The organism is Parabacteroides sp. AF18-52 (assembly GCF_003479145.1).
GTDB lineage: Bacteria > Bacteroidota > Bacteroidia > Bacteroidales > Tannerellaceae > Parabacteroides > Parabacteroides faecis.
The window spans coordinates 223,449-249,535 of record NZ_QUGR01000004.1 but is presented as its reverse complement, the minus strand read 5'-3'; the positions used below and the strand labels follow the sequence as shown (position 1 = coordinate 249,535).

General features: G+C 48.0%; 17 protein-coding genes. 3 read left to right on the top strand and 14 right to left on the bottom strand.

From position 1 onward, the window contains the following. Positions 1-2: 2 nt before the first annotated feature. The 6 genes from DWX23_RS09590 to DWX23_RS09565 form a co-directional block, all read right to left on the bottom strand. Complete coding sequence (locus tag DWX23_RS09590) at positions 3-1,148, bottom strand: sugar MFS transporter (RefSeq protein WP_122352455.1); 1,146 nt, start codon at positions 1,146-1,148, stop codon at positions 3-5. A gap of 12 nt (positions 1,149-1,160) precedes the next feature. Then, positions 1,161-3,524 carry a GH92 family glycosyl hydrolase gene (locus tag DWX23_RS09585; RefSeq protein WP_122374313.1) on the bottom strand — a complete coding sequence of 788 codons (2,364 nt, stop codon included), beginning with the start codon at positions 3,522-3,524 and terminating at the stop codon, positions 1,161-1,163. A gap of 125 nt (positions 3,525-3,649) precedes the next feature. After that, entirely contained in the window at positions 3,650-4,744 is a 1,095-nt protein-coding gene (locus DWX23_RS09580; RefSeq protein ID WP_199673260.1) for an ROK family protein, read from the bottom strand. A gap of 31 nt (positions 4,745-4,775) precedes the next feature. Beyond that, a complete protein-coding gene (locus tag DWX23_RS09575) occupies positions 4,776-6,527 on the bottom strand; it encodes a class I mannose-6-phosphate isomerase (RefSeq protein WP_122374311.1) in 1,752 nt (583 codons plus the stop codon). Positions 6,528-6,530: 3 nt separating this feature from the next. Beyond that, positions 6,531-7,829: a GH36-type glycosyl hydrolase domain-containing protein gene (locus DWX23_RS09570; RefSeq protein WP_122374310.1), complete on the bottom strand. Its 1,299-nt coding sequence runs from the start codon at positions 7,827-7,829 to the stop codon at positions 6,531-6,533. A 153-nt stretch (positions 7,830-7,982) separates the two neighbouring features. Beyond that, a complete protein-coding gene (locus tag DWX23_RS09565) occupies positions 7,983-13,517 on the bottom strand; it encodes an alpha-2-macroglobulin (protein WP_122374309.1) in 5,535 nt (1,844 codons plus the stop codon). A 218-nt stretch (positions 13,518-13,735) separates the two neighbouring features. Here DWX23_RS09565 and DWX23_RS09560 point away from each other — a divergent pair, with 218 nt between their 5' ends. Genes DWX23_RS09560 through pbpC form a run of 3 tightly spaced genes read left to right on the top strand, consistent with a single transcriptional unit; the run spans position 13,736 to position 16,564 of the window. Continuing rightward, a complete protein-coding gene (locus DWX23_RS09560) occupies positions 13,736-13,954 on the top strand; it encodes a hypothetical protein (RefSeq protein WP_147382531.1) in 219 nt (72 codons plus the stop codon). After that, a complete protein-coding gene (locus tag DWX23_RS09555) occupies positions 13,936-14,217 on the top strand; it encodes a Txe/YoeB family addiction module toxin (protein WP_122374307.1) in 282 nt (93 codons plus the stop codon). Before DWX23_RS09560 ends, DWX23_RS09555 begins: the two co-directional genes overlap by 19 nt. A 49-nt stretch (positions 14,218-14,266) precedes the next feature. Further along, positions 14,267-16,564, top strand: coding sequence for a penicillin-binding protein 1C (pbpC, locus tag DWX23_RS09550; RefSeq protein WP_122374418.1), 2,298 nt, complete (start codon positions 14,267-14,269; stop codon positions 16,562-16,564). On the opposite strand, the gene DWX23_RS09545 is transcribed toward pbpC, so the two are convergent. The 8 genes from DWX23_RS09545 to DWX23_RS09510 form a co-directional block, all read right to left on the bottom strand. Next, positions 16,565-17,179 carry a hypothetical protein gene (locus DWX23_RS09545; RefSeq protein ID WP_122374306.1) on the bottom strand — a complete coding sequence of 205 codons (615 nt, stop codon included), beginning with the start codon at positions 17,177-17,179 and terminating at the stop codon, positions 16,565-16,567. Positions 17,180-17,300: 121 nt separating this feature from the next. Further along, entirely contained in the window at positions 17,301-18,656 is a 1,356-nt protein-coding gene (gene nhaA / locus DWX23_RS09540; RefSeq protein ID WP_122374305.1) for a Na+/H+ antiporter NhaA, read from the bottom strand. Positions 18,657-18,715: 59 nt separating this feature from the next. Then, positions 18,716-19,918 (bottom strand): sodium:proton antiporter, encoded by a 1,203-nt coding sequence (locus DWX23_RS09535; protein WP_122352421.1) that lies wholly within the window; start codon positions 19,916-19,918, stop codon positions 18,716-18,718. Between the two features lie 102 nt (positions 19,919-20,020). Continuing rightward, entirely contained in the window at positions 20,021-20,617 is a 597-nt protein-coding gene (locus tag DWX23_RS09530) for a YigZ family protein (protein WP_122374304.1), read from the bottom strand. Positions 20,618-20,620: 3 nt separating this feature from the next. After that, positions 20,621-20,839, bottom strand: a complete 219-nt coding sequence (locus DWX23_RS09525; protein WP_122352419.1) for a hypothetical protein — start codon at positions 20,837-20,839, stop codon at positions 20,621-20,623. Between the two features lie 2 nt (positions 20,840-20,841). After that, complete coding sequence (gene uvrA, locus DWX23_RS09520) at positions 20,842-23,685, bottom strand: excinuclease ABC subunit UvrA (RefSeq protein ID WP_122374303.1); 2,844 nt, start codon at positions 23,683-23,685, stop codon at positions 20,842-20,844. Between the two features lie 18 nt (positions 23,686-23,703). After that, on the bottom strand, positions 23,704-24,678 hold the full coding sequence (locus DWX23_RS09515) for a transglycosylase SLT domain-containing protein (RefSeq protein ID WP_122374302.1): 975 nt from the start codon (positions 24,676-24,678) through the stop codon (positions 23,704-23,706). Next, a complete protein-coding gene (locus tag DWX23_RS09510) occupies positions 24,656-26,035 on the bottom strand; it encodes a gliding motility-associated C-terminal domain-containing protein (protein WP_122352416.1) in 1,380 nt (459 codons plus the stop codon). The genes DWX23_RS09515 and DWX23_RS09510 overlap by 23 nt, the downstream gene beginning before the upstream one ends. Positions 26,036-26,087: the final 52 nt, after the last annotated feature.

Sequence of the window (26,087 nt, the reverse complement as noted above, 5' to 3'; positions counted from 1 at the left end):
ATCTATTTTTTATCGATTCCAAAAGATATAAGACAAATATAAAGGATACAGAGCAGGAGGATGGATAATCCGGCAACCTGCCCGAAACCGTCGGCAACAATCCCCATCAGCGGAGTGATCAGCGCACCGCCGGATACTCCCATGATCATCAGGGCCGATATTTCGTTCGCACGCTCCGGTTTATGCTGAAGGGCAAACGAGAAGATGATCGAGAAGACATTCGCACAAGCCAGTCCCACAATAACGATCATCACGAACATGCTCCATGTGTCGGGAACCGCCAACAGCAGGACAAACGCCACGATGGCGACAAACATGCTATATTTCAGGAAACGGCTTGCCGAAAGTTTCGCCAACAGGAAAGCACCGGCAAACGAACCGATTGTACGGGCGGCAAAATACAAGCTGGTTCCTAATCCGGCTTCGGAAAGAGCCATGCCGGTACGCTCCATCAGGAGTTTGGGAATAGTCGTGTTCAAGCCGACATCTATGCCGACTATAAAGAGAATTCCCAGGAACAGGGAGGTTATATATTTATCGCTGAAAAGAGATAACGTCGTTCCAAAAGTAGCTTTCGCTTCTTCCAGTTTTTCCTTTCCCGGAATGGTCGAGATCAACCAGACGGTAGAAACAAGTGTCGTTGCTGCATAGACGGCGAAAATCAGTTTCCAGTCACCCCAAAAAGAGGCGGCGGCTCCCGCTATGATCGGTCCCAGGAAAGAAGAGATGGCCTTGATGAACTGCCCCAGAGTCAGGACGCTGGTGATGCGATCCGGGTTGACGACGTTGGCGACCATCGGGTTCAACGATACCTGAAGGATCGTATTACCGATACCCAGCAAAGCAAAAGCCAGCAGGACTGAAGCAAAATCGTAGAGGAACAAAGGCAGCAACATGGCCAGAGTGGTAACGGCCAACGCTATCACAACAGTATTGCGCCGCCCGGCTTTCCCCATCAGGATACCTGTCGGGATCGAGAACAGGGCAAACCACAGGAACACCATCATCGGTATCAGGTTGGCTAGCGTATCGGAGAGGGCAAAATCTACCTTTACATAATTGGTAGCGATGCCTACTACATCGACAAAGCCCATCACAAAGAATCCGAAGAGGATGGGGTAAATAGCTTTTGAATTTTGTTTATTCATGGTATATATTCTTTATTTGTAATCATCCACAGCCTGATTGCCCATATCCATCTCCAAGCGCCCTCCGGCAGTGATTGTTTCAAAAGGAATACGGGTGGCAGGATATACCTCGCCATTCAAGCGGTATTGCTGCACATAGACGTTTTCCTTACTGTTGTTCTTTGCTTCGATAACAAACTCTTTTCCTTTATAATATCGATTGTTGAGCTGGATGGTTATCTTGTCAAATACCGGACTGCCCAAAGCAAAAGACGGCGATGAATCCGTCAGGCCTTTCACATCGAACATTCCCAGTGAAGCGATCACATACCAGGCACCTAACTGGCCCTGATCTTCATCCTGTCCGTAACCATAGCCATGAATCCCGTCCGTACCATAGAACTCATCGAGGATGGCACGTACCCATTTTTGGGTCAGCGAAGGACGTCCGGCTTCATTGAACAGCCAGGAGATATGCAAGCAAGGCTGGTTACCCTGGTTATACAGGGTTTGCAGACCGGCAAAAGCACCGACTTCCGTACCACCGCTGAAAATCAGCTTTTGGGAAACAGTGAAGATACTATCCAGGCGTTGATTGAAAACATCCGCACCGACCTTGCTGACCAGTCCTGCCGGATCCTGAGGCACATAGAACGTGTATTGCCAGGCGTTTCCTTCCTGAAAACCGCGCCAGACCTGCATCGGGTTGAAATCACCGATGAACTGTCCATCTGCCTTTTTCGGGCGTACGAAATTGGTCGAAGGGTCATAGATACGTTCCCAGCCTTTGGACAACCACATCAGTTTATCATAATCTTCCGTCTTACCGAGCTTCTTTGCCCATTGGGCAACGGCCCAGGCACTATAAGAATATTCCAAAGTATGGGAAGCGGAGAACATAAACGCTTCGTCCGGTCCGTCGCCTTTATCCTGGTGGGGGACATAACCGTATTTGAGAAACATGTCCGTATCGACCTTACCGGCACCGAGCGGACGGTCCGTACCATCGAGTTCATTTTTGAGGGATGCTTCATAAGCCAGGTCTACATCAAAGTCACGGATGCCGCATTGATAAGCGCCTGCCAGAATCGTACTCAGCAGGTTCGTGCCGACACCCGATACGTAACGGCTGTTGGCAATACCGTCCGCCAGCCATCCGGCATCTTTATAAACCAGCAAATGACTGCTGATGTAATCGGAAGCATATTCCGGATAAGCCAATATCCATACCTGCGAAAGATTCCACTGGGCACCCCAGGCTGCATCGGTGTTATACAGATTATGTACCGGCTTGCCGTCTTTCACGGGAATTTGTCCGACACTGCCGTCGTTGCGGGGATAAGCTCCGTTCACATCGCTCGCCAACCCACGCCCTAACAGCGCATGATACAGGCCGGTGTAGAATTTCACCTTGTCTTCCTTCACCGGAGTTTCTACCCGGATGCGTCCGAGGTAGTTTTCCCATTGCTGATGGGCGGCTTCTTTCGCCTGGTCGAAGGTGAATGTACGTGCTTCTGCCTCCAGGTTCAGGCGGGCATTCGCTACGGATGTGTACGAGAGGCCAACCTTAGCCGTAATGCTTTCGCCTTCGTTCGTTTTATAAGTGAGGTACAAACCTGATCCGATACCTAAAATATGTCGGGTGTCCGGCTGTATCTTCTCTCCGGCAAATGTACCGTAACCTTCCGGCTGTTTATCCAGCTGGGCGAAAAAATAGAGAGGAACTTCTGCTCCGGGTTGATATTTCTTTACGTATTCCGGCATAGTGATTACCCAGCCTTCTACTGTCCCATCTTCGTTCAGGGTGACGGAAGCATCTTTCACAGCACCGCTCTCTCCTTGCCTGTTACCGATATCGAACAGGATACGGCTCTCGTCGGATGCCGGGAAGGTGTAACGCTGGAAAGCCACGCGGGGCGTAGCGGTCAGTTCTGCACGGATATTGTAATCTTGCAGGTTAACGGAATAATAGCCGGCCGTTGCAATCTCTTCCGAATGATCGAAACGGGAACGATAGCCGGTTCCGGTAGAATCATCCACGGCACCGGGGACAGTCTTCAACTCGCCTACCGTAGGCATCAGGACGATGCCGCCCACCTGAAATTCATGCAAGCAGGGGAAACCTTCGATCGAAGTATCCCGGTAATCATAGCCGGTAGCTTCCCAGCCGGAGTTATTCCCCAGATGCCCATTGGTCGACGGGGCAGGCTTTGCCATCCCGAAAGGATAAGCTCCCGGCGTGAAATGGAACCAACGGCAATGGGCTGTCCCGATACGTGGCTCCACATATTGGGATAGTTCTTCTGCAACCCTCTCCTCCTTCACCGGCGAACAGGCAATAGCCAATCCACCAGCCAAAAGACAGAGAGCCGCACTTAAGAAATTGTTTTTATTCATGGCGTAACTTGTTTATTATTTTAGTTGACAGTTGACAAGTGACAGTTGACAGCTATTTCGGCTCTCAGCCGATTTATTTATCGAGCGCGAAGCTAAACTGTCAATTGTCATCTGTCAACTGTCAACTAATTTGTCAATTGATTTAGTGCATAAACATAAGCTCCCAAAGCTACCGAACGACTGGCACCCTGCTTACTGATCATAACTCCGATACGTTTACAAGGGTCATAATCCACCTCGCGTCCTGAACCGGGAACGTGTATCTTGACTGCTTCTCCTTTTGCAAACTGGCTGAATTGAGTCTCGTCATCCAGATTATAGGCTTTACTTTGCAAACGACTGAAACGACTGCCGTCCATCATGCCGGTCTGGCTGTTCATCTCCTGTAAAAGTGCGGGAAGGATATATTTAGCCGCACCCGTCAGACCACCGCCGATCACGATCAGGCCGTCGATCAACGTGATTGCCTGTGCTATGGCATCCCCCGCCATCTCTCCCAGTTCGGCAAAGGCACGAAGGGCTGCTTGCTGGTTACCCGGACGGGTGCCTTCTGCCATATCGAATATATCTTTCGGAGTATAAGTGGCTGTGTCTCCGGAAAGCTCCCGGTACACTCGTTGTACGGCACGGATGCTCACGCTTTCTTCTACAATATACTGCTGATATTTCTTATTGCGGAAACACCAGATGTCACCTCCGGCAGCATTATCGCCCATCAGCAGATTTCCATCGATAACGACTCCTGCACCGAAACCTGTACCCAATGTGACACCCAACAGGTTTTTATAACGTTTGATGCTGCCTGTCTTTTCCAAACGGTTATTTATCTCCGGCAAAGCACCGGTCAGTGCTTCCCCGTAAGCAAAAAGGTCACCGTCATTATTTATGAAGACAGGGATATTGAACTGGTCTTCCAGATACGGACCTAATGCCACACCTCCCCGGAAAGAAGGAAAATTCGGCAGGTTACCGATGATACCTGCCGGATAGTCTGCCGGACCGGGAAAAGCGAAGCTGATAGCGACCGGCGGCTCCGGCAGTTGCTCACGGATACGGGTGAAACCTGTTGCCAGTTGTTCCAAACACTGATCCAGGTCGCAGGCACAGGAGGGTAAAGTGATCGGGGTCACGATCTCATCGCCCCCGCGGATAGCCGAGAAGACCAGGTTGGTTCCTCCGGCGTCGAGAGTCATTACTATGCGGTTATCGTTACTATACATTATATATATGTGTTTTAATTGATATTCGATTTTATCCTTTCACCCGAACATATGCTTTTATCGTTCCGCAGGATTTCCCTTCGGAAATACCATACGGACGAATCGTATAATCACCGACTATGGCAGGAACAATAAACGTTTCGGCATAATGGACAATGAATGGTTCGAACGCATTCGTCGGACTCTCCACGATCAGCTCATCACCTTCGATCACATTAAGAACGTTGACTCCCCCACCTGTATTGTGCGGCACCATTCCGGTAAACCAATGACGACGGGTTTCGATAAACTCATTTTCATGCAGGCCGGTACGTTCTTCCACCCAACCTTCACCTTCGGCACGCGGTTCGAAATGATTGACCAGCTGGTCGCGTACAAAATCAGTCTGCCGTTCCCACTGGATCACATGGGAGCCGTGTTTGATATTGATCGGGCGCGGCTTACCGTCCAGTCCCAGACGTCCCCAATCCCACAGTTTGAAGGTGAAAAGACTGGGTGTCGCACTGATCTCAAGCACCATCGCATTCGATCCCGAACAATGGATGGTCCCGTTCGGGATCAGGTAATGGTCATGTTTCTTTGCCGGCCATTTGTTCACATACTTCTCCGTATCGAACGGTTCGCCCGAGACCTGCGCCTCATTCAAAGCAGAGATCATCTCTTCCGGATCGACACCGGTTTTCAGTCCGAGATAAACTGTTGCATCCTCACCGGCATCCAACAGATAGTAACTCTCGTCCTGCGTGTACCAGAGACCGAACGTATCATGGATATATTGAGTTGTCGGATGAACCTGTAAACTCAGATTACCCCCTCCCATCGTATCGAGAAAGTCGAAACGTATCGGGAAGTCCTGTCCGAAACACGATTCTACCGGACCACCCAACAGGTTACGTGTCTGATAGAACACCAGGTTATTGGAAGCCATCTCGAACAGTTCGCCTTCAACTTTCAGATACAAGCTATTCTCTTCCGGCACACAATCGAAACACCAGCCAAAATTCTCCTGCTCCTTATCCAGGTCGCATACTTCTTTCATCCACTGACCGCCCCAGGGTGCAGGGTCGAAGAAAGGAACCACGCGGAACGGTTTATGGGCAGTCTTTTCCAGACCGGCACGCATCGTCTCACCGGTAATCATCTTCGGCATACCGGCAATATGGGTATCCAGCCAGTAATCGACTTCAGGCAGTAATTCTTTCTTCAGGGCATCACAGACATTCCAGTCGATGAAATATCCCCGTTTATAATGGTAGGAAGGGGCTTCCTCACGGTTCTTCACACCTAACCCATCGATCTCACCCCGACGGAAACGCTGCTGTATCTCCCAACGTGCCATATCCACATAAACCAGCACATCGGCTTTGCGGACAATCTCTGCCGCGGCATGTCCGTAAATAAGAATCAACCCGGTAGACGCTGTTATCTTCTCCCGGCATTCTTTTACTTTGTCTGCATCCAGAAAGTCTGCATAATAAAAGGGTGCGCGACGTCCAAAAAGGCGATCGTCTGTCAGATAAGGATAAGTCATCTTCTCAATGTCTTTTACGCCTTTAAAACACTGATCCGAATGAATCATCAAAGAAGGTTGCAATGTTGCCAGATGTTCAGCCAGTTCTTCCGGATATACACCATGATAACACTCAATGACAACGACCTTTCGTGCCAACTTTTCCGGGACGTTGCATGCTTCCTTCAACTTATCCAGCACAGACTCCCAACCTTTCCAAAGAGCCCCGTCGACAGCTGTCGAGGGACTTTTATCATAATTACTCTTTCTCATTATTTATTTATTTTCTTCTGACCATTCATTAAACATCTCGATAGCTTTTGCCAGTACTCCTGCCGATCCTTTGAAATGACCGGAGCCACTGGGCACACCGCCCATACCGTACCATTCGTAGAAACCCTTGTTTTTGATTACCCGGTCGATCATCGGACGTACTTCTTCATAGGCTTCTTTTACCATCCCATTGGCAATAAGCTGCTGGATCATACGGCCTCCGAACCAGGTCCAGTCACCGCCATTCTGATAGATATACGCTTTCGACATTCCTCCACGGAAAAAGTTTTCCGGATAAGTGGGATATAAGGTTAAACCGATACTCGGCATACCCGACAGACGGACATTTTCCAGCATCTGCGCATTGACCGTAGCGATCTCTTCCGGAGACAACAGGCCGGCTTCAATCGCAATGGCCGTTCCTCCGTGATAATGCACGTCCAGTTCATTAAAGCCTTCGGGTATCGGAGAATTTTCGGGATAGATATGCGGAATAAACTTCTGCCGCTGCGCATCCCACAGATGTTTACGGGTATTTGCGGCAATACGGGCGCGGAGTTCTTTCCAACGAGTCTGATCTGCCTCGTCCGCAGTCATCTCCTGCATATAATCGAGGGCAATGATAAACATGGCGTTGTCATAGACATCGATAGCCGGGTCGGACAGTTCGTTCATATCGCAACCGAAGTCGTCGTTTGGCTGCACGTCTCCCCAGTCTGCCGTCATGGCACCGTAGAGGAGGCCGTATTGCTCGTTATAACGTTCTTTCATCAGATAGTCGATCATTCCGACCATACGCTGGTAGACCGTGCGGCCTGCAACCGTTTCATTCAGGATAGAGGTGTCGCCGGTCTTACGGATATACTTTCCTACGATATGGATCAAAGAAGATTCCTGGTCGGTTTCGACCGTATTCTTAAAAGCGACATGGTCGGGAGCCGCATCCGAATAATACGGATGGTCATCGCCCCAGTTGAAATCTGTTTTCAGGACATAACCATCTATCATTTCGTCGTTCGGCTGTTGCAAAGCAAAGAACAGCAGGATCGCATTACGCAGGTCGGACGGGTTGCTCTCTTCACAGGCTACTTCGATAAAGGTATTCATATCGCGTGCCCATATCTGGGAATAACCGCTTCCCGCATTGAACCCGCTGCGGATCACAGAACGGGCCATACTGTCGACCACATGGAAACTCTGATCGGCAAGGATTTCTTTGGCTAACTGCTGTGTTGCCGTAGGGGCTGTACAAGATAAAAGTCCACCACAAAACAGGGCGAATAGTAAATGTCTTTTCTTCATTAATCTATTTGTATAAATATACTGCAAAGATAGAAAGCTTGCTTCTGAATAAAGCAAGCTTTTGTTTCGATATACTTATACTATCTTACGATCCAAGATCTCGTAAAAGCCGGTCGAACAGTGTAAGTAGAGATTTTAGGCCTAAAAGCCTGTTTATTCAACAACAACCTCTTTCCCTTCCGTATTCGCACGGATCAGATTGTCGTACATCGCTTCGCAATAAACCGGAGGCAGATAGAAACGTCCCGGATAGACGGCACAAAGGTTGATCTTTACAGTCACCTGGCGACCCGATGGCAGATAATCGATATAACTATACACCTTATCGTCGCGGATATCCTGGTAGTTCACGCCTGTAGCCTGGTTATCCGTAGCTCCGTCATTCAGAAAGCGGGTATTGAGAATCTCCCAACCTGCCGGGAATATCTCCGTTAATACCAGATTGTTCATGCCCCGGGCAGATGGATTCTTAACCGTTACCACAGCCATAAAATTCGTTCCCTGCGGGAGTTTGGCCACATCTACGGCGCGACCGTTCTGATCGGTATAGCTGACAGCCAACGATACACCGTTCGCATAGGCCTCTTCCTTGCCCTGCTCCGGAATACCTTCGGTCAGGATGCGGGCGAACAAGGTCGACTTACCGGTATTCTGCAGGTCAACCATTGCAGATGTTCCGGCTTTATCCAGTAATTTTTCCGTCCATACATTCTTTGTGGAACTTACGTTGCCCGTCTTTCCGCTGCAGGAATAGGTAAAGTCCATCGAACCTCCGACCTTGTATTTAGCCATATAGTCAGACAGGGCTACCAAAGCAAATGCCGTGGACTGCGTACTCAGCCAGTCATCCGAAGAAAGAACCTTCGAGATATCGCGGGTTAGCAAAGCAGCCTCTTTACCGTCATTCAGCAAAGTCAGTGTCATCAGACGGATAGCCTCATCACGCAGGCTGCTGCCGAATGTCAGGTCGTAATCCGAATAGTCTGTCTTCACTTCCGTCGTCTTTTCAATCAAGCCTTTCGCCACATCGGTACGTCCGACCAGAGCATAACCGGCAGCAAGCAGCCAACGGCTCATCGGTGTCAGCGATTTATTTTCTTTCAGGCGGTTCATGGCACCGACCTCAGGTACTTGTCCCAATGCCAGCACATACAAACGATATGCCTGCGTCATCTCTTCCGAACGAACATAGTAGGAACTTACCGGTTTCCAGTCGCGCGCTACACGCCGCAGGTTATTCAATACGTTACGCTTCATTCCATCGGGAACCAGATAACCTTTAGCCTCGGCAGAAAGCAGGAAATGGGTTGCATACACCGTCCCCCAGGCGTTGCTGCTGGTACCGCCGGGCCAGTAAGAGAATGCTCCGTCCACCGTCTGGTAAGAACGCAGGCGGCGGATTACCTCCTTGACAGCGTTCTCGGTTGTCACCTGCTGCTCTTTCGACAAAGCGGCAAACTCACCTATATACAGTTGCGGGAAACCTTTGGAAGTGATCTGCTCCACACATCCGTGAGGATATCCGATCAGGTAAGACAAACGGGAGGACAGGTTCAACGGCGGTACATCCGACATCTCCAGTGTCAGCGAATTAGTCCCCTTCATACCCGGCAAACGGACAGTTTGTGTCCATGACTTACCGGCCTCCAGGGTGACAGGCAGAACCTTCACCTGCGGACGGCTGACGGAACGGATCTCTATATCCGTTGCATAGACTGATTTATCGCCTTTCCCGGATGCCGTGATCGTTACCCGTCCGGCTCCCGGCATGTCTTTCACCTTGATACGGAACGACGCCTGCTTATCACCTGTCTTAGTGAAGTTAAGCTGCTGGGTTGCCGAACCCATTATTTCCATATTATCGGAACAACTGATTGACACAGCAACGTCACCCACCCCGTTTTCCGTCGCAAAGACAGTAGCCGGGACAACCATCTCCTCACCTACACCGATCACGCGCGGCAACGTACCGAGCAACATCACCGGCTTACGCACAAAGACGCTCTTGTCGGCGTGTCCGTAGGCTTCTCCGTTTCCGGCTACGACCATCACTTTCACCCGACCGTTATAATTCGGCATGGTATAGATATGATGTTGTTTCTTTCCTTCCCTCAGCAGGAACGGGCCTTCAAACTGTACGACAGGCTTAAAGCGGTTTACGATAGCTTTCGGACCTTTGTTCAGGGCATCGTCACCGCCGATGCTGAATAGTTGCTCGATGCGTCCTCCATAAGCTCCGACGACAAAGTTGTACATATCCCAGGTACTGACTCCCAGAGCTTCGCGGGCATTGAACGCCTTCCAGGGCTCGGGTGTACGGAAGCGGGTCAGGTCGAGCAGACCTTCATCCACGATAGCCAATGTATAGGCCATCTCCCGTCCGTTCTTCTCAGAGATAGTGATTTCGTATTTAGCTTCCGGTTTGATCTCATCCGGCACGCTGATCTGCGGATATAAATGGCTTTCGGGTGAAGTCACCGTAAACGGAACGACTCCGTACATACGGATCGGCAGGTCATTTTTAGTAATGCCATGAGGCTGGAGCAATGTGACGTAGACGTATGCATTCGGTTGCATTTCCCTAGTCACATCGAGTTTGATCACGGTCTGCTGATCGTCGCAGGTATGCTCGGTTACGGAAAGGACTTTCGTTCCATTTTCTATACTGACAACGGCACGGCTTCCTTTTACCGACGGGATCGTGATAATCAGTTTCTCGCCCGGCTGGTAATTGTCTTTATCTGTTTTGAATGTCAGCATGCTGGCCGATTCGCTGCCGTCGGCATTCCGGCGTCCTTCGTTGTAAGGCCAGTCGAAATAGCTCATGACTCCGGTAGAATGCTTGCTTTCCTTATCTTTTACAGAGATGAAATAAGTACCCCATTCTTCATTACTGAACGAGAGTTGGAAAGTACCCTTGCCGTTCTCCCCGGTACGGACAGTGAACTGTTTGACCGGTTTGTTGTACGAATCGGATACGTAATTAGCCAGGCTACTGTTGTCCGAACTCCACCACCAATACCAATAGACTTTATAGACCTGCACATCCAGTTCCGTGTTTGCCTGCGGATTACCCTGGTAGTCTGTGGAAGCTACTTCATAGGTATAGTTACTCCCCGTGTTGAGTTGATCACGTGTCTGCTGCGGCGATTTGATACCGGCATACCGTTTATAAGGAGAATAAAGCATCCGGTTCGCATCGATACTGAAATCGCCCGACTCTTCATAGACACGGGTCACAAAGTTCGCCATCAACATACCCGGAGCCGTCGAGCCGATCTCGAACTTTGCCTGTATGGTTGCATCCCCTTTCTCGTCCGTCGTACCGGATATCAGTTTACTTTCCTCACTGTTGAATGTCTTCGACGGATCATCGAAATAGAAATCCTTATAACCGGCAAACGTGGTCGGTGTCGAGATGAATGTACCCTGAATATCATATTTCAGGTTCCTGGCTGTTGCTCCCTGCAACCATTCCGTATGCAGACGGGCATTCAGCGGTTCGCCCCGCAGCAATGTCTTTTCCGGCATGGACAGGTCTATCTTCAAACGATTCGGTTTGATCGATTCCACACGCAGGCGTTTGGTGAAGCTGACGCCACCCACATTTACTTTTACGCTCCAGGCTCCTGTCGGTGCATCTGCCTCGGTCGGCATGGCAAACGAATATAAGCCCAGTTCACCTTTGGTTTGCGTCTTACGCAAATAGAGTTGTCCCAGCGGGTTGTACAATTCCATGACCACCGGATGATTAGCCGGGAGTTTCTTTGCCCGGTCATTCAGCATAAAGCTCAGGAACAGGGTATCACCCGGACGCCAGACACCCCGGTCGCCATAAATAAATCCTTTGATGCCTTTCTGCACAACTTCGCCGGAAACATCGAAAGAGCTTAGAGATAAAGCCGAACCACCATCCACACGCAGGTAGGAACGTTCCCTGCCCATTGAGGCTATCAGGTAAAAAGGTTTGCCGGAAGTAATCTTCAGGCGGGTTTGTCCCTGACTATCCGTGATGCCGGATGCTAGTTGCTGGTTCTGGTAATTATAGGCAGCCACATTGACCCCGTTCTCGGGGTTCGTGGTAATAAGGTTATGGACCAGGACAGTCATTTCGTTGTCCTCACCTGCCATAGCCATCAGGCCCAGGTTGGTTGCCAGGACATTCTTACCTTCTACCTTATTATAATAGTAACTGTTTGAACAAGGATTATTACGTTCGTTGTAGTTATAATCGTTCCAGTCGAAATCGCCGTTGTAATAATAATATCCGCCATTGTCGAAACGGGAACTTTCTTCTTTGAACTTGATCTCGTTATCAGCCAGCAGTTGTTCGCGGGATACCTTCACAGAGTCGTCACACGGATAAGCGGACAGGTCTTTATTAAAGGATAGCTCAACACGGTAGATAGCACCGGGTTCCGGGTCCATCAGTTGTTTCAGGTCGATGGCATAGGTATTCCACTTAGACAGATTACCGCCGTCTTCATCCAGAAAGATCGTCTTACGGGCAACCAGGCGGCCGACACGCATCAGGTCCGAAGTACCGTCCAGATTATTTACTTGCAGGAATTGTCCTATATTCTGTTCGAGTATCTTTATCACACGCACCACAACGCCCCGGAGGTAAACAGCCTGGAAAGGTACGAGCAACTGTGTAGACTGGGGAATAACAACGCCCTGCCCGATAAATTTGACATCCGGCAACAGACTGCTGATCTCCACCTGACGGGTCACATCATCCTTCAACGTCAGTCCGTTCTTGCTGCGGATCTGATTGTTCAGATGTACATTCATCACTCCTGTACGTTGCGCATCAGGATACAGACGTAACCTGTTTCCTTCCACATTCACCGTTTCAGAGGTATTACCGGCAATAAATGCCAACCCCTGCATATCCTGGGAAGAATCCAGTTCCTTAGAGAATGTCACTTCCACATAGCGTTCAGGTTCCGTTACATAGGTTACGTCATAAACTTCGAAATCATTCCGATCGGGGATACTCACGGAAAGTAATTTAGCCTCATCGACACCCAGTTTATTCGGTGCAACGGAAAGGATCAGTTCCCGGCTTCCTTCAGTTCCTGCTTCTACATTTTGCAAAGTGACCTGATGTTTTTTCCCGTCGGGACTGTGTTGCCATACGGCATCCGCCTTTTCGGAGAAACGTACCAAGGATTCTACTGTTTCGGGGGATTCCTTATCGGGTGTCAGCAAGGTACACAACACATCATAGCCAAGCTCATTCTTTTTGTTGATCTCCATCGATTCCAAATTCGCACGCAGAGCCATCGGGAAGGTAGAGAAACCAAAGGTAAATTCTTTGTCTTTACCTGTCACGTCAAACCATTCGGAAAGGTCCGCCGACAGTTTGTAGGAAGTATTCCGTTCAAAATCTTTTGCCGATTTGAAAACAATGGTCCGGTTATTCTCGAAAGAAAACTCTCCAGCAACATCCGGTTTGATACGGACCAGTTTAGACAGCCGGTCACTCTTCAGTTTATCCTGCGGTATATCCTGATTGAATATCAGATACACCGGCGTATACCGGGATATTTTCCCCGATGTAAAGGCTTCTACATTCGGATTAAAAGGCAACTCATCCGTCTCGCCTTCGCTACTCTTTGAAGTACAACTGCCCAACAGGCACAGTAAATAGCATAAACACATCCAATAAAGATACCTTGCCATATTTCTTCCAATTAACGGTTATTATATATCAAAAACTAAACATGAGTCTGTCGGTAATTCCGACAAACTAAGTTCTTCCGTAAACCTTACTATCGGATTTCACCAATGGGCTTTATAACTCTTACAAATATAAAGAATTATATTCTATGATAGAACGTATTCTGTGCTATCTTTCATTTTTTATCCTTATCTTTGTAATAACTAAAACAATCATGAATATGGCAACTAAAACATTACATAGAGCAGAGATTATATTTCCTTCAATGGATACAGATCTCATAAAGAAACTGGCGCAAAGGTTTGGTTGGCAAATAAAGCTGGAAGAAACTATCGATCCGGCATTGGTCAAACGAATCAAAGAGGCAGAAAAGGCAATCAGTAAAGGAGATACAACAAAAGTAAAAGATACCAGCAATATATGGGAAAGTATTCTATAGAAATAGAAAATACAGCAAGGAAAGAACTTGCCGCCCACTACAAATCTGGTGATAAAAAGACTATTAAACGTATTGAGCGAATATTTCAGGAATTGTCCGAAACTCCTTTCGAGGGTATAGGATCGCCTGAAGCGCTTAGACATGAATTATCAGGATACTGGTCCAGACAAATCAATAAAAAAGACAGACTGATTTACAGAGTGGATGACAATATCGTAACGGTTTATATAGTATCAGCCCTGGGTCATTATGACGATAAATAAAACCTGGATAATATATCTTTTACTGTTTCTCGTGTTCCTTTGGGGAGGAATGTTCCTATTGGTTCCCCGTGTTTTATTTCCCGTTCCCTATTCTACTTTACTTTATTCTTCGGAAGGCAACCTGCTGGGAGCACGTATTGCACCGGACGGGCAATGGCGGTTTCCGGCAACAGACTCACTGCCGGATAAGTTTATCACCTGTCTGACAACCTATGAAGACCGGTATTTCTTTTATCACCCCGGGATCGATGTGACAGCTATCCTGCGTGCCGCCTACCTGAATGCCAGATACCGCCGTGTCGTCAGCGGAGGAAGTACACTGACCATGCAACTGGCACGTATCGCCAGAGGGAACAAAGATCGCACTCTTTACGAGAAAAGTATCGAAATGTGCTGGGCACTCTTCCTTGAAACGACCCACAGTAAAAAAGAAATACTCAACTTATACGCCTCCCATGCCCCCTTCGGCGGAAATGTAGTCGGCATAGAGACTGCTGCCTGGCGTTATTTCGGACGTAGTGCCTCCGACCTGTCCTGGGCGGAAAGCGCCACACTGGCCGTCCTGCCCAACTCTCCCGCTCTGATCCATCCGGGAAAAAACCGCAAACAACTAAAAACAAAACGCGATAACCTTCTGCTCACCCTGAAGGAAAGAGGTATCATCGACAACACCGAATATGAGCTATCCTGCATGGAACCCCTGCCGGAAGCTCCTGTCCCCCTGCCGGACGAAGCCCCTCATCTGTTGGAACGGCTGGCAGTCCTCACACCTGGAACACGTATCACGACTTCGGTACATTACTCCCTGCAAAAGCAGGCACAAGAGTCGGTCAACCGCTACGCGCTCGAATATAGCTCCAATCATATCCACAACCTCGCCGCCATCATTGCCGATGTCGAAACCGGAGAAGTGCTTGCCTATGCCGGCAACGCCAGTTTTAAGGCCAATGAGAAACGGGGAAACCAGGTAGACGTCATCACCTCTCCCCGGAGCACAGGAAGTATATTAAAACCCTTCCTCTATGCCGGGATGCTCCACGACGGACAGATACTTCCTTCCACCCTCGTGTCTGATGTCCCACTGAATATAAACGGCTTCATGCCACAAAACTACAACAAGACATTCAACGGAGCCGTCCCTGCCCACCGGGCTATCGAACGTTCCCTGAATGTTCCGCTCGTCCGCATGTTATCGCAATACAACACCGGACGTTTCATGACACTGCTGAAAGCATTGGGAATGACCACTCTCCGCTTTTCAGAAGAACACTACGGGGCCTCCCTGATCCTTGGAGGAGCCGAAGGAACCTTATGGGATCTCTCGGGAATGTATGCCTCCCTTTCACGGGTTCTCACACATTACCGTCCTTACAACGGCCGATACAACCCGAAAGATATCCACCCCCTAACCCCTTTTATAAATAAAGAAAAGGAACCGATCCGGTCGGTCGCAGACCGGCGTCTCACCGACAAGCCCCTTCTTTCAGCCGCTTCCATCTGGTTCACCTACGAAGCGATGTCCGCCCTCAACCGCCCGGAAGAGGAGGCCGACTGGCAACAATTCGAATCGATGAAGCAGATTGCCTGGAAAACAGGGACCAGCTACGGAGGACGCGATGCCTGGGCCATCGGTACAACTCCCCGTTATGTGGTCGGTGTATGGGTAGGAAACGCATCGGGCGAAGGCCGCCCGGGACTGACCGGTGTAGGCAATGCAGCCCCGGTGTTGTTCGATCTGTTCTCCTTGCTTCCCGGTGGTGCTTGGTTCGATATGCCGTACGATGAACTGGAGGAGGTAGCCATCTGCCGTAACAGCGGTCATAAAGCATCGCAGATATGCGATCAGACAGACACACTGTATATTCCCCGTTCAGGTATCAATACTCCCGTCTGCCCTTACCATCAACTGGTGCATCTCTCTGCCGACGGACGTTTCCGCGTAAACAGCTCCTGCGAATCAGTCGACCGGATAATCACCCGTCCCTGGTTTGTTCTCCCACCTTCCCAGGAATATTATTACCGCAATTACCATATAGATTATATTTCCCTCCCGCCCATCAAGCCGGGATGCGAACAGACACAAAGCCAGCAGATCGAACTGATCTACCCGGAACACCATGCAGTCTTGTATCTGCCGAAAGGATTCTCCGGCAAACCCGAAAAGTTAGTCTTCAAAGCTGCACATGCCCGGGGTGACGCTACGATTTACTGGCATCTTGACGATACCTACCTGGGAGAAACCACCGACAACCACCAGATCGCCTGTTCCGTTCCGTCGGGCAAACACATGCTTACGCTGATCGATAATTGGGGCAATCAGCGCAAGATATTGTTTGAAGTAAAATAGTTACTCTTTCCCTGTGTCGAAAGGTTCAAAATAAATGATATAATAAACAAAATCCTTCACCCCATACTTTTCTGGCCATTTTTCAGGATTAATCTTCGCAAAACGTAACCCGCAATAATCAATACCGGTTACAGGTTTTCCTTCAAACATAAAACTCTGAACCAAACCTGTCGTATAAGCTATTACTGGTATAGTATCCGCCGTAGTCAGAGGAGTTTCCGTGTAAGTCTCCATTAATATATGACTCTTACAATTCTTCACATCATATTTACTGGTCGAATGTATAGCTTTACTTTTCAAAGATATTTTAGATGTATCGGCATCAACTGATTGCGCAAAATAGGTCAGTTGAATCACCGAATCTTTTTCCTGAAAACGTACCGGCTTGTCATAGGAGAACTTACCATCCCGGCAATGCACCATCACCAGATTACACATCTTACCGGAAAAGTCTCCTTTAACAAAAACTTTATAATAACGAATTTCCTGAAAATCCATTAACTCACGTATCATATCATCTTCACAAAGCTCATAAGAAACTTCCACCTTAGATGATTGAGCCGATGCCAACAACGAAGCCAGACAAAACACTAAAAAAATCCATATTCTACACATAATCATTCCGTATTAAATAAAAGAGAGAACAAGCCGAAGCAATAATAAGCATTATTACTCTTCACTGTTTAAAGTTCAAAGTGTTTGACAACACAAAAACCTTTATTTAACAGTCAGAAAGTTATTCTTTCGGGATTTTCGGTAAATACTTCTTCAGCAGTAAGTACCCGCAAAGACCGGAAACAAACGATCCGGTGAATACTCCGAGTTTGGCTTGATTCAATAAATCGGCTCCGAGCGCATCCATTCCGGTAAACGAAAGATTGGCAATAAATAATGCCACCGTGAAACCAATACCGCCCAACATGGAAACGCCAAACAGATTCATGCGGGTCATTCCTGTAGGCAAAGACCCCATTCTCGTACGGGCAAAGAGGTAGGTGAACGAGAAAATACCCAACGACTTTCCGACAAATAATCCCAGGAAGACAGCCAACGGCACATTCACCAGCGATGCCGGTTGGATATCGCCAAACGTAACCCCGGCATTCACGAAAGCAAACAGCGGAAGTATCAGGTAATTTACCAACGGATGCAATTTGTCGGCAATGCTCTGCAACGGACTGATCGTGTTATCAGCCAGCGAATGAATATTATTCAATACTTGTATCTGTGTTGGTGTCAATACCGATGCCGTTTTGGACTGACGTACCTCCGTATAATCGAGCATATTCAGATAGCCGGTCATATCGCAGGTAAAGTCATTCAGGTTAACCTTCGGACGGGCAGGGACGGTAAAAGCCACCAACACGCCCGCTATGGTCGGATGAATACCCGATTCAAGGAACAATACCCACACAAAGAAACCGACGACATAATAAAAAAGATTATTATTTACCCGCATTTTTCCCCCTACATATAATAAAGCCAGCAGAGCCAGAGAGATCAATAACGGTTGATAGGCGATATGTCCGCTATAGAATAAAGCTATAATTATAATACCACCGATATCATCCACCACGGCCAGTGCTGTCAGGAAGATCCGCATCCCCAAAGGAACCCGTTTCCCCAGCAATCCCAGGACAGCAAGAGCAAATGCAATATCGGTAGCCATTGGAATGGCAGCCCCACGTACTTCCGGAGCCGTATTGCAGACAAGCAAATAAAAAAGGACCGGTACGATCATACCACCACAAGCCGCAATAACCGGAAGGAGTGCTTTACGAACCGAACTCAATTCCCCGATCAATACCTCCTGCTTGATCTCCAGTCCGATTACAAAAAAGAATACCGCCATTAGAGCATCATTCACAAAGGCAAGCATCGGCATGGGTTCACCATGATGGGAGAACAAATTAAAACTGCCAATCTGAAGGTCAATAGGATAAGATAATATATGATGATAGGCGTGAGCCCAGGGGGAGTTTGCCAGTATCATAGCCAATACCGTGGCCATAAACAATAAAAAACTGGCACTCGACTTCTGTGTGGCGAATCGGCGCAACGGTTTAAGGATAACATTAATAGTACGATCCATTCTATTTTAATATTTGCGGAGACAGCTTGCTGGTCTGTCTCCGTAATTCCTAACTGTGTTTATTGCCTTTGCTGCTCAGCCATCTCAAGCTGATAGGCGCTGCGGGTCAATTTCTCTACCCAGATTACAAATATACCAGTTAAAATTAAATTAAACACTATGGTCAGAACAGAAATCATCAGGGCCGGACCACCCAGATTATATCCCAGGGCAATAAAAATAATACCTGCCCCTACTTCACCCCGTGTAAACATACCGATCGACAAGGCCAGACGTTCGCGCTTACGTCTGTCGCGATAGAAGAACAGAGGGAAAAGCTTTCCTATATTGGATAAGAAAGAGACGATCACCACATGGAGAAGGATCATCGGCCATGACATCATCGGCTGTGCACCGGTAATGGTCGATGCTTCCGCCGATTGTTTGGCAAAATCGACCCCAAAGAACACGGGCATGCTCACTCCTACCAGGAACATGAACAGGAATGAAATCGCCGTCGCCACATTGTGCTCCGTCTTCGTATCGATATGCTTATGTTTCATAATCATACCCAGTACAAAGGCCGGTAACAGCACTTCTATATGGATACTCGCTTCCTCCCCGTAAAAATGTTTGGACACCAGATAGATTCCCTGGGTAAATGCCAACGTAACAATGGCATAAAGCAGAATGGCCTTCCAGTCTTGCCGCATATTGTAGGTTCCCATCTTCTTCCATCCGATCATAAGCAATACCATCACGATAAGAATGATCACTCCCAACTGCCAACGCAAGCCAACCATCATGATCTGAAGCGGGATCATCAACAGGATTGTATCGAGGTCGTCGAAAATGGCCAGCACCTGTACCTTTTTATATACCCAGGATGCTTTCAGTCCCGCAGCAGCCAGCATGGTAAACAAGATACCGGCAGACGTGGGAGCCGCAAAACGGCTTAACAACAAGTTCTCTTTCCAGGCTTCCCCACTCGACCAATAGATGTCGGGGAGCAGGACGAACATATAATACAATGCCACAAATATCCAGGGAAAAGCAGCGGTAGCCATCGCTATGAAATAATCCTCCGTATAAGACCTCCAACGAGTCTTATCCATTTCAAACTCCCGGCCTACGTTGATCATAATAAAGGCCAGACACACATACAACAGTGAATTGGATACTGTCTTCACCAACGAATAATTCGCTCCTACAAGAGAAGGAAGAAACTGCGAGACAACCAAACCAACCACTAAGAAAAAAGAAAATAACAGAATCTTCTTCATTATATTACCACTATTTGCTTGTTTAGATTTCAGAGTACAAAAATAAAGAAATCCTCTCAAATCGAAAATAGTAGGTAACTCATGTTTCAGATTATTAATAATTTACTTCAGATAGGCCGACTCGACTTTCAATAAGCGGTTCTTCAACTTTTCCGCCTCTCCTTTGCGTATACGCAAAGTCATTTCACAGTCCATTTCAAACTTTTGAGAGACAATAAGGGGATTATCCTCTTTCACTATACGCATGATCCCGTTCAGGTAAGGATATTCGAAAGCGACCGTAATGTCTTCGTCAACCGTACGTTCCTCTATCTCGGCTGCGGCAATCGCTTCGGCGGCAGCTGTACGGTACGCAACGATAAGGCCGCTGGTGCCCAGTTCGATGCCACCGAAATAGCGAACGACCAGGATCAGGATATCCGTTAACTCGTTGGAATTGATTTGTCCCAGGATCGGTTTACCGGCTGTGGATGATGGTTCGCCGTCATCGTTCGCACGGAAAGTCAGGCGATCGGCCCCCAACATATAGGCCCAGCAGACATGGCGGGCGTCGTAATATTGTTTACGATATTTATCCAGTTGCTCCTTCACCTCTTCGACCGTACGCACCGGGATGGCATACGAGATAAAGCGACTGCGCTTCTCCGTGTAATAGCCCTCTGCTACTTGTTTAATGGTTCTGTAACTGTCGTCCGCCATAAATTAATCCGGGATATGGGTTTCCTGTTCCTCCCGGAAGGCCCGGAAGTCTTTCATTATCTCTTCGATCTCTTCTATAAAGTAAGGATCTTTAACTTTTTTCTTCACCTCGGCGTAATAGGTCTCAATCGCCGCCAAAGCACATATATCTTGTCCGCGCAGCAGAAAGTAGGGTTCTTCCTTCTCTACGCATTGTTTGATCATTTGGATAGGATTCTTCATATCTATTTATTTTTTAATTCGTCTTTCAGGAACGGAGCCGTATAACTCTTGTTTTTCTTCTTGATCATTTCCTCGGGAGTGCCGGTGAATAAGACCTGGCCGCCTTTTCGGCCACCTTCGGGGCCCATGTCGATCAGGTAGTCGGCACATTTGATCACATCGAGGTTATGCTCGATCACAATGATGGTGTTGCCTTTTTCCACGAGCTTGTTCAAAACACCCAGCAGGACACGGATATCTTCGAAATGAAGACCGGTAGTCGGTTCGTCCAATACATATAAGGTATTGCCGGTATCCTTTTTGGCCAGTTCAGTAGCCAGTTTTACACGCTGACTTTCTCCTCCGGATAAGGTGGTGGAAGGTTGACCCAGTTTGATATAACCCAATCCCACATCCTGCAGGACTTTGATCTTAGAAAGGATGGTCGGTATATTCTCAAAGAACTCCACAGCCATATTGATTGTCATATCCAACACATCAGCTATGGATTTACCGCGGAAACGGACTTCAAGCGTTTCACGGTTATATCGCTTTCCATGACAGTCTTCACAAGGCACCAATACATCCGGCAGGAAGTTCATTTCGATGGTCTTGTAGCCGTTCCCTTTACAGGTTTCACAGCGTCCGCCGGATACATTGAACGAGAAACGTCCGGGTTTGTATCCCCTGACTTTCGATTCGGGAAGATCGACGAAAAGGTTACGGATATCGGAAAAGACACCGGTATAAGTAGCCGGATTGCTTCGTGGCGAACGGCCGATAGGCGACTGGTCTACATTGACGATCTTATCCACGTTGTCGATACCTTCGATGGATTTATAAGGCAACGGATCTTCCAGTGAACGATAGAAGTGCTGGCTCAGGATCGGTTGCAGGGTACGGTTGATCAACGTCGATTTTCCGCTACCCGACACACCCGTGACGCAGATCAGCGTTCCGAGCGGAAAGGTCACGTCAACATTCTTCAGGTTGTTACCGCCAGCTCCTTTTATGGTGATGAACTTGCCGTTTCCCGGACGACGTTCGGCAGGAACAGCAATCTCAGTCTCCCCGTTCAGGTATGCAGAGGTCAGTGTATTCACTTTCAACATATCCTGCGGCGTTCCTTCATAAACGACTTCACCCCCCAGACGCCCGGCTTTCGGTCCCATATCGATCACGTAATCGGCATTCAGCATCATATCCTTGTCGTGCTCGACAACCACTACCGAGTTACCTGTATCACGAAGCTCTTTCAAAGAGTTGATCAGACGGACATTATCGCGTTGATGCAATCCGATACTCGGCTCGTCGAGGATATAAAGTACGTTGACCAGCTGACTGCCGATCTGGGTTGCCAAACGGATACGCTGGCTTTCCCCACCGGAAAGGCTTGTCGAAGCACGGTTGAGAGACAGGTAATCCAGTCCCACATCCAGCAGGAACTTCAGGCGGGAACGTATCTCCTTCAATATTTCTATGGCAATCTGTTTTTGCTTCTGGTCCAGACGCTCCTCGATACCGTCCAGCCATTCGTAAAGCTCGGAAATATCATACGAAGAGACCTCTGCTATATTCTTTCCCGCAATGCGGTAGTGCAACGCCTCTTTGTTCAGACGCTGGCCGTTACATTCCGGGCATGTAGTCATTTTGATGAACTGTCCTGCCCATTTCTGTGCGGAAGCCGAAGCCTCGCTCTCCTGCTGCATCAGGATATATTTGGCAACACCTTCGTAAGACAGGAAATAATTGGAAGAACCCAGCGATTCGTTCTTGATCTGGAGACGTTCGTCCGTCCCGTTCATGATCTCATCGATCGCCTCTGCCGGGATATCTTTGATCGGCGTCTTGATCGTCACGCCGTGCTTTTCGCAAAGAGCCTCGATCTGCCAGAAGATAAGGGAGTTCTTGTATTTACCCAAAGCAACTATCCCACCGTTATAAATACTAAGGGAAGGGTCGGGTACGATCTTTTCCATATCCAGTAGGTTCACTTGTCCCAATCCTTTACATTTCGGACACGCCCCCTGGGGCGAGTTGAAAGAGAAGTTGTGCGGAGCCGGTTCGCTATAAGAAAGTCCGGTTGCCGGGTCCATCAGGCGGCGGCTGTAGTGACGCAGCTCATCGGTATCGGCATCCAACAGCATGACCAGCCCGTCGCCCTGCTTCATGGCTGTACGCAGACTTTCTTTCAGGCGGCGTTCGTCGGAAGCCGACACGACCATCTTATCGATCACCACCTCGATGCTGTGCATCTTGTAGCGGTCGAGCTTCATGCCATGAAATATCTCTTTTATCTCACCATCGACACGGACTGTCAGGTAACCCTTCTTACGAACCTGTTCAAACAATTCCTTGTAGTGTCCTTTACGGTTACGGACAAGCGGAGCCAGCAGATAGGTTTTCTTCCCTTCGTAATGTTCCAGGATCAGGTCAAGCACCTGTTCTTCGGTGTACTTCACCATCTTTTCCCCGCTCAGGTACGAGTAAGCCTCTCCCGCCCTTGCATAAAGCAGACGAAAAAAGTCGTATATCTCTGTCGTAGTACCTACGGTAGAACGGGGATTCTTATTGGTCGTTTTCTGTTCGATCGAGATGACCGGGCTTAATCCGGTAATCTTATCCACATCCGGACGTTCCATATTGCCGAGGAAATTACGGGCATAAGCGGAAAATGTCTCCACATAGCGGCGTTGTCCTTCCGCAAAGATTGTATCAAAAGCCAACGAAGATTTACCGCTACCGCTCATACCGGTTATCACGGTGAGTTTGTTTCGCGGTATCTCGACGTCTATATTTTTCAAATTGTGAACACGGGCGCCTAAAACGGAAATACGACCGCCTTCCAATGCATTTTTATCGTTCATACTTTTTATCAAGGGAATTTATCTTACCACCCAAGCCGAGTTATGCACGTAGGTGTTAGGTGTCTTGTAATACATTTCATTTTCTTTCGGGACCTGTAGCGTATAAGTCTTGCCCAGTGTCTGCAATTTCCGGTCGCGTAACCAGGGATTGAAGCGTTTCAGATCGGCATACGTTATATTATACTTCTGTGCGAAAGCAGACAAGTCGGGAATGTCCGACGATACAGCCACGTCTTCGCAGGCAATCGGTTTATAAAGGTCTTCTGCGCGGAGCACGAAACCGTACTTATAAGGATTCTCAAATATCTGCTTGATCGCCATGATACGGTATACATAACGGCTTGTCTCCTCTACCAGCCAGAGGTCGAAGGTGCTATCGGCTTCCTGTTTGGTCAGTTCGCCGGAGATACGCCCCATGCCCGCATTGTAAGAAGCGGCCACATTTGCCCAGTCACCGTATTTGTCGTAAGCAGCTTTCAAATACTTACATGCTGCTTCGGTTGCTTTAGCCACATGACAGCGTTCATCCACGGTCGGGGTAACAGTCAGCCCATATTGCTTGCCTGTCCCTTCGAGAAACTGCCACATACCCACGGCACGTGCCGGAGACGACACACGCGGGTCGAGATGGCTCTCTATGACCGCCAGATATTTGAAGTCGTCGGGAATACCGTTGGCTTTCAATATCGGTTCGATAACCGGAAAATAACGGTTGGCGCGTTTGATCAGCAACATAGTGGTCGAATGGAAGTATGTGAAACTACTCATCTCCCGGTCGAATCCTTCACGCATATTATAGCGGGTTAGGTCGATCGGCGTTCCACAGAAAGTGACCGACGAGGGTATATCAGGCGACGAAGTCATCGACATCACCACCGGACGCCCATCAAGCACCTTTTCCGAATCGCTCGATCCGATAGACAAACACGCAGTCAGGCAGATCAGACCACCCGACAAAAAACTGAATATATTATTCTTCGATAATTTCATCATCTATACTCTTTGATCTAAAAATGTTAATTGAACCTTTTTTCTTTATTGGCTTACCGTCTGAGCCGGTTGCCTCTATCACATAAAAATAAACTCCGGGCGGGACATATTTACCGCCTTTCTTACCGTCCCAACCCTGCGACGGGTCTGTCCAGTAATACATCTGTACTCCCCAACGGTTGAATATCCAGCATTTGAAACGGGTCAATGAGCGGTAGGCCACTTTGAACTCATCGTTTATGCCAGGTGACGTACCGGGTGAGAAAGCATTCGGAACATCGAGGAAAGAGTCCGAGATGTTGATCGTAACCGGATCTTCAGGCTCCCATGTACACTGGGCTGTACGATCTGATACTGATAAATAAACCGTATAAGTACCGTTTTGGTTGAATATATAGCTTACTTCTTCTCCTTTGTTAAAGTCGATCACTTTTGTCCCCTTTCCCTCGGTTCCATCTTTTTTATAGATCTCCCACTTGAAAATGGCAGCAACCGGCGTATTGCAAACAGCTTTAAAATTGAACTCGACCGGGGCGGAAAGGCTATCCCCTTTTGCAACCATATTGGTTGCGTTCGTATATGATAAAGTATCTATTTTCAAAACGACTTTCACTGCGATTGCCTGGTAGACACCTGTCGTCATTGTTTTCTCCACTCCGAAATGACGGGCAAACAAATCTCCTTTCAGAGTGACATCGGTGTCGCAAAGAGGGGCTTCGATACCGACTGTAAAAATATCTTCCACCGTATCAGTAACTGTTTTCGGCAGATATGCCGTTTGATCTTCCGATATATCCATCGTCTGGTAAGTAACATCAAATTCACGCTTCAATATTCCAGGTACTCCTGACGGATCATAATATCTCATCTCCTTCATATCAACATCCCCACCCAAATACATCTTGCCGCAATTGCTCTTTTGCGCATCTATATAGAGGCTAGTCGCCTCAAAAACATATTTACTGTAGTCTATAATCCATACATACCCGCCAGCTTTCGAATAAGCATCGTCTTCCAATATATAATACCCATATCCTTCTTCCAGATTTCGAATGACTGTTTCACTACCCTCCTGAACAGATGATATTTTTTCGGCATCGCTACCAACCCCTGCTTTCGCTTTAGTCTTATAGCGATACCATTGATACGAACCTGATGTAGGAGTATATCGTATTTCTACATTATCCATGCCATATACAAGGTAAACCTGAAACTGGCTACTGGTGGGTTGTTTATTATCAAAAGCCAACAAAGGAGTCCCTTTCCCCCCTGTCACCGTATATTTTTGAGCATGTGCTGCAAGTATCAATAATAAAAAACAGAGCGTCCCGACCACTCTTCTTATAAAATTCCTTTGCATATATATAACCTAATTAGCTTCCAAAATTAGTATTTTATACGGACATACACTA